The organism is Stenotrophomonas nitritireducens (assembly GCF_001431425.1).
Lineage (GTDB): Bacteria > Pseudomonadota > Gammaproteobacteria > Xanthomonadales > Xanthomonadaceae > Stenotrophomonas > Stenotrophomonas nitritireducens.
In genome coordinates this window covers 86,359-92,475 of record NZ_LDJG01000028.1, presented here as the reverse complement: position 1 = coordinate 92,475, position 6,117 = coordinate 86,359, and the positions used below count along the sequence as shown (strand labels likewise).

The window sequence follows — 6,117 nt, the reverse complement described above, 5'->3', positions numbered from 1 at the left end:
CGTCGATGCGCGCGCGCTGCGCCGCGGGCACGCCGGCGACGATCACGTTCTGGTTGGCGGTCATGCGGAACTCGCCCTGGTGCACCCTGGCGATCTCGCGCATGCCGGTCAGCAGCGGGCGCCCCGGGGTGTCGGCGATGCGGCCGCACGGCAGGGACAGGGTGAGATGCCACAGGCCGTCCTCGCCCTCGACCCAGCCGAAGCGGTCGCCGTTGTGCTCGAACAGGAACGGCCGCGCCGGCTGCAGCCGGAAGCCGGCGCGCTCCTCCATCATCGCCACGATCCTGTCCGAACCGTGGTCGTCGATGGTGTACTTGAAACGCGCGTGCTTGCGTTCCTCGCGGTCGCCCAGGTCGCGCTGCACGGTGATGGCCGCCTCGGCGATGGCGAACACCTGCTCCGGCGCGACGAAGCCGATCACATTGCCCACGCGCGGGTAGTGCGCGGCGATGCCGTGGCTGGCGCCCATGCCGCCGCCGATGGCCACGTTGAAGCCTGCGAGCTCGCCGGCGTCGTCGACGATGGCGATCAGGCCCAGGTCGTTGGCGAACACGTCCACGTCGTTGTACGGCGGCACCGCCACGGCGATCTTGAACTTGCGCGGCAGGTAGGCGTCGCCGTAGACCGGCTCGTGCTCGGCGCCGCTCCCGGCCACCTTCTCCTCGTCCAGCCAGATCTCGTAGTAGGCGCGGGTGGCCGGCTTGAAGCGCAGCGACAGCTGCTGCGCCCAGTCGTGCACCTGCGCGTGCAGGGCCGACTGCAGCGGGTTGCTGGCGCCAAGCACGTTGCGGTTGACGTCGCCGCAGGCCGAGACGGTATCCATCGCGGCGGAATTTATCGCCTGCATCGTCGCCTTCAGTTCGCGCTTGATCACGCCGTGGAACTGGAAGGTCTGGCGCGTGGTCACGCGCAGCGAATGGTTGGCGTAAGTGGTGGCGATCCCGTCGAGCTTGAGCCACTGCTGCGGGGTGAACACGCCGCCCGGCGCGCGGATGCGGATCATGAACTGGTGCGCGGGTTCCAGCTTCTGCCGGCGGCGCTCGTCGCGCAGGTCGCGGTCGTCCTGCTGGTAGCTGCCGTGGAACTTGATGGTGCGCTGGTCCTCGAAGTTCAGCGAGCCGGTGGTGGCATCGCCCAGGCCCTCGACGATGGTGCCGCGCAGGCGCCGGCTTTCGAGTTTGATCTTTTCTACGGAAGGATGGGACATGGCGGGGAGTGTCTGCGCTGTATGCAGGAGCGAGGTGCGTCGCTCCTGCGGAGGATTCGGAAGGGGTCAGTAGACGTCGCGGGCGTAGCGGCCATCGCGTTGCAGGCCGGACAGGTAGCCGGCGGCGGCCTCGGCGTCGCCGCCGTTGTGTGCGGCGACGATGTCCAGCAGCGCGGCATGCACGTCCTTGCCCATGCCGATCGCGCCGCACACGTACAGGTGTGCGCCGCCCTGCAGCCAGTCGTACAGGTCGCGGCCCTGTTCGCGCAGGCGCTGCTGCACGTAGATCTTTTCGGCCTGGTCGCGGGAGAAGGCCAGGTCGAGGCGATGCAGTTCCTTGCGCTGCAGGGCGTCCTGCCACTCGACCTGGTAGAGGAAGTCGCGGTTGAAATGGCGGGCGCCGAAGAACAGCCAGTTGCGTCCGGCGGCGCCGGTCTCGGCACGCTCCTGCACGAAGCCGCGGAACGGCGCCACGCCGGTGCCGGGGCCGATCATGATGATGTCGCGGCTGGCATCGACCGGCACGCGGAAGCGTTCGTTTGGCTCGACGAACACCGGCACCTGCGCGCCTTCCTCCAGCGCCGCCAGGAAGGCGCTGGCGGCACCGACATGGTCGCGGCCATGCGCGTCGTAGGCCAGTTCGTCCACGGTCAGGTGGACCTCGTCGCCGACCCGCTTGCGGCTGGAGGCGATCGAGTACAGGCGGTGTGCGGCCGGGCGCAGCGTGGCGACCAGCGCGCTGGCGTCCCAGTCCGCCGGCCAGCGGTGCAGCACGTCGACCAGTTGATGGTCGGCGAATACGGCGGCCAGTTCGCCGGCGCGCGCCGGTTCCAGCAGGCCCGCCAGATCGGCGTTGCCGCTGCGCTCGGCCACGGTTGCCAGCAGCGGGCGCGAGAGGCGGGTCAGTTCGCGCTGTTCGCCCAGCCACTGCGCCAGCGGGCGGGTGTGGCCGTCGTGGCTGACGCCGGTGTCGCCGTCCAGGCCGGTGGCCGCGAGGACGGCGTCGACCAGTTGCGGCGGGTTGCGATGGACGATGCCCAGCGCGTCGCCCGGCTCATAGTGCAGGCCGCTGCCTTCCAGCGAAAGTTCTACGTGATGCACGTGCTTGTCGCTGCGCCCGTAGTGGCCATAGGCCGGGCCCTTGAAGTCGCGGCCGCTGACCCGCTGCCGCGCCAGCAGTTCGGCATGGAACGGATGCTGCGCGCTGTGCGCCGCGCTCTGTCCCTGGCGCAGCGGGGTGACGTTGTTGACGGCCGGCGCGGCGCTTTCGCCGAGCGTCCGGCGCGCATCGGCCAGCGCGCGGGTGCGCCACGGCGCCGCCACGCTCTCGATGTCCAGGTCGGCCTCGCCTGCCGGCTGCAGGCGATGCGCGCCGAGTTCGGCCAGGCGCGCGTCCAGCCTGCGGCCGATGCCGCAGAAATCGGCGTAGCTGGAATCGCCCAGGCCGAGCACGGCGTACCTGAGTTCGGGCAGTTTGGGTGCGCGCTTGCCGGCGATGAACTCGACCAGGCCGATGGCGTCGTCCGGCGGGTCGCCTTCGCCCTGGGTGCTGATGACGATGTAGAGCAGGCGCTCGCCGGCCAGCTCCCGGGTGGGGTACGCGTCGGCGCGGACCAGGCGTACCGCCAGCCCGGCCGCTTCGGCCTCGCCGGCCAGCTGTTCGGCGGCGCGGCGCGCGTTGCCGGTCTGGCTGCCGTAGACGATGGTCAGCCGGCCCGAGGCCTGCGCGGCCGGCTGGCCGCCGGCGATCACCGCCAGCGACGGCGGCGGATGGCCCTGGGCCAGGCCGGCGGCGAAGCCGGACAGCCACCACAGGCTGTTGCCGTCCAGTCCGTCCACCAGACGCGTCAGCAGGACCCTGCGGTCGTCGGGCAGGGGGCTGGGAGGCACGGTGGCAGCGGCGGCGGTCATGTCCTGTCCGGTCTGGGATGGGGTGACCGATGCTAGGGAGGCGCCCTGCGCGGGGGAAAGGATGGGCGGTTATCGGTTCATGCCCTGCGTTTATTTCTGCGCGGGGCGGGCGGGCCGCACACTCGCTGCCCTGCCGGGGACTCCACCGGCCCGCGCTGTTACCCTTCTCCCGTTCCTATACGTGCAGCTCCTGAATCCTCCGCAATGACCGTTACCGCCCCCCTGTCGCACCTCGACCGGCTGGAAGCCGAAAGCATCCACATCCTGCGCGAGGTCGCGGCCGGCTTCTCCAACCCGGTGCTGCTGTATTCGGTCGGCAAGGACAGCTCGGTGCTGCTGCACCTGCTGCTCAAGGCGTTCGCGCCCGGGGTGCCGCCGATCCCGCTGCTGCACGTGGACACGCGCTGGAAGTTCCGCGAGATGATCGCCTTCCGCGACCGCCGCGTCGCCGAGACCGGCGTGGACCTGCGCGTGCACATCAATCCCGACGGCATCGCCCAGGACATCGGCCCGGTGAGCCACGGCGCATCCGTGCACACCGACGTGATGAAGACCCAGGGCCTGAAGCAGGCGCTGGACAAGTGGAAGTTCGATGCGGCCATCGGCGGCGCGCGCCGCGACGAGGAGAAGTCGCGGGCCAAGGAACGCGTGTTCTCGTTCCGCAACGACCGCCACCGCTGGGATCCCAAGAACCAGCGCCCGGAGCTGTGGAACCTGTACAACGCCCGCATCCATGCCGGCGAGAGCGTGCGCGCGTTCCCGCTGTCCAACTGGACCGAACTGGACATCTGGCTCTACATCTACCGCGAGAAGATCCCGGTGGTGCCGCTGTACTTTGCCGCCGAGCGGCCGGTCGTGGAGCGCGACGGCAGCCTGATCATGGTCGACGACGAGCGCCTGCCGCTGCATCCGGGCGAAGTGCCGCAGCTGCGCAGGGTGCGTTTCCGCACGCTGGGCTGCTACCCGCTGACCGGCGCCATCGAGTCCGAGGCCGACACGCTGGAGAAGATCATCGCCGAGATGCTGGTGTCCACCAGTTCCGAGCGGCAGGGCCGGCTGATCGACCACGACCAGTCCGCCTCGATGGAGAAGAAGAAGCTGGAGGGCTATTTCTGATGAACGCGGTCGCCACTTCTTCCGATATCTCGGCCTACCTGCAGCAGCACGAGTCCAAGCCGCTGCTGCGCTTCATCACCTGCGGCAGCGTCGACGACGGCAAGAGCACCCTGATCGGGCGCCTGCTGTACGAGAGCAAGCGCCTGTTCGACGACCAGCTGGCCGCGCTGGAGGCCGACAGCCGCCGCCACGGCACCCAGGGCGAGCGCATCGACTACGCGCTGCTGCTGGACGGCCTGGCCGCCGAGCGCGAGCAGGGCATCACCATCGACGTGGCCTACCGCTACTTCGATACGGACCGCCGCAAATACATCGTCGCCGACTGCCCGGGCCATGAGCAGTACACCCGCAACATGGCCACCGGCGCCTCCACCGCCGACCTGGCGGTGGTGCTGGTGGACGCGCGCAAGGGCCTGCTGCAGCAGACCCGCCGCCACAGCTACATCATCTCGCTGCTCGGCATCGGCCAGGTGGTGCTGGCGGTCAACAAGATGGACCTGGTCGATTACGACCAGGCCGTGTTCGAGCGTATTGCCGGCGAGTACCGCACGCTGGCCGCGCAGCTGGGCATCGCCAACGTGCAGGCCATCCCGCTGTCGGCGCTGGAAGGGCAGAACCTGTCCGCGCGCTCGGCGCTGATGCCGTGGTACGCCGGCCCCAGCCTGCTCGAGCACCTGGACACGGTGGCGATCAGCGGCCACGACGCCGACAGCGGCCTGCGCCTGCCGGTGCAGTGGGTCAACCGGCCCAACCAGGATTTCCGCGGTTTCGCCGGCACCATCGCCGCTGGCCGCGTGTCCGCCGGCGACGCGGTGGTGGTGCTGCCCTCGGCACGCCGTTCCACGGTGCGCGAGGTGCTGGGCCCGGACGGTCCGCTGGATGCCGCTGCCGCCGGGCAGGCGGTGACCCTGACCCTGGCCGACGAGATCGACGTCAGCCGCGGCGACGTCATCGCCGCCGCCGGCGACCCGCCGGAAGTGGCCGACCAGTTCGCCGCGCACGTGCTGTGGATGGACGATGCCGCGCTGCTGCCCGGCCGCCCGTACTGGCTGCAGATCGGCAGCCGCACCGTGGCCGCCAGCATCAGCGAGATCAAGCACCGCATCGACGTGAACACGCAGGACAAGCTGGCGGCCAAACGGCTGGAGCTGAACGAGGTCGGCTACTGCAACCTGTCGCTGGACGAGCCGATCGCCTTCGAGCCCTATGCCCGCAATCGCGCGCTGGGCGGCTTCATCCTGATCGACCGCCAGAGCAACGCCACCGTCGCCGCCGGCACCCTGGATTTCGCCCTGCGCCGCGCCGGCAACGTGCACTGGCAGCACCTGGACGTGGACAAGGCCGCGCGCGCGCGGATCAAGGGGCAGACGCCCAAGGTGCTGTGGTTCACCGGCCTGTCCGGCGCCGGCAAGTCCACGATCGCCAACCAGGTGGAAAAGCGCCTGCATGCGCGCGGCTGCCACACCTTCCTGCTCGACGGCGACAACGTCCGCCACGGCCTGAACCGCGACCTGGGCTTCACCGACGAGGACCGGGTGGAGAACATCCGCCGCGTGGCCGAGGTGGCGAAACTCATGGTCGATGCCGGCCTGGTCGTGCTGGTCAGCTTCATCTCGCCATTCCGCGCCGAGCGGCAGATGGCCCGCGAGCGCTTCGCCGAGGGCGAGTTCGTCGAGATCTTCGTCGACGTGCCGCTGGAGGTCGCCGAGTCGCGCGACGTGAAGGGCCTGTACCGCAAGGCGCGGGCCGGGCAGATCCCCAACTTCACCGGCATCGACTCGCCCTACGAGCGGCCGGAAGCGCCGGAGCTGCACCTGTATGCCGACGGCGAGGCGCTGGATGCGATGGCCGACCAGGTGGTGCGGCTGGCGCTGCGCTGAGGT

At 70.1% G+C, this 6,117-nt stretch carries 4 protein-coding genes; 2 read left to right on the top strand and 2 right to left on the bottom strand.

The annotated features are described in order from the left end of the window. Together ABB22_RS15725 and ABB22_RS15720 are read right to left on the bottom strand one after the other, a co-directional pair. On the bottom strand, window positions 1–1,207 hold a 1,207-nt coding region (locus ABB22_RS15725; protein ID WP_057505345.1), incomplete at its 3' end, for an NADPH-dependent assimilatory sulfite reductase hemoprotein subunit. A 66-nt stretch (window positions 1,208–1,273) separates the two neighbouring features. Further along, window positions 1,274–3,118, bottom strand: a complete 1,845-nt coding sequence (locus tag ABB22_RS15720) for an assimilatory sulfite reductase (NADPH) flavoprotein subunit (RefSeq protein WP_055771495.1) — start codon at window positions 3,116–3,118, stop codon at window positions 1,274–1,276. A gap of 177 nt (window positions 3,119–3,295) precedes the next feature. Between ABB22_RS15720 and cysD the strand changes: the two genes are divergently transcribed. Then, window positions 3,296–4,234 (top strand): sulfate adenylyltransferase subunit CysD, encoded by a 939-nt coding sequence (gene cysD, locus ABB22_RS15715; RefSeq protein ID WP_425477813.1) that lies wholly within the window; start codon window positions 3,296–3,298, stop codon window positions 4,232–4,234. Beyond that, window positions 4,234–6,114: a sulfate adenylyltransferase subunit CysN gene (cysN, locus tag ABB22_RS15710; RefSeq protein ID WP_055771488.1), complete on the top strand. Its 1,881-nt coding sequence runs from the start codon at window positions 4,234–4,236 to the stop codon at window positions 6,112–6,114. Before cysD ends, cysN begins: the two co-directional genes overlap by 1 nt. The last annotated feature ends 3 nt before the right edge of the window (window positions 6,115–6,117 follow it).

Bases quoted from the DNA above. Each gene is read 5' to 3' on its own strand.
- cysN (WP_055771488.1), top strand. From the start codon at position 4,234: ATGAACGCGGTCGCCACTTCTTCCGATATCTCGGCCTACCTGCAGCAG.
- ABB22_RS15720 (WP_055771495.1), bottom strand. From the start codon at position 3,118: ATGACCGCCGCCGCTGCCACCGTGCCTCCCAGCCCCCTGCCCGACGAC.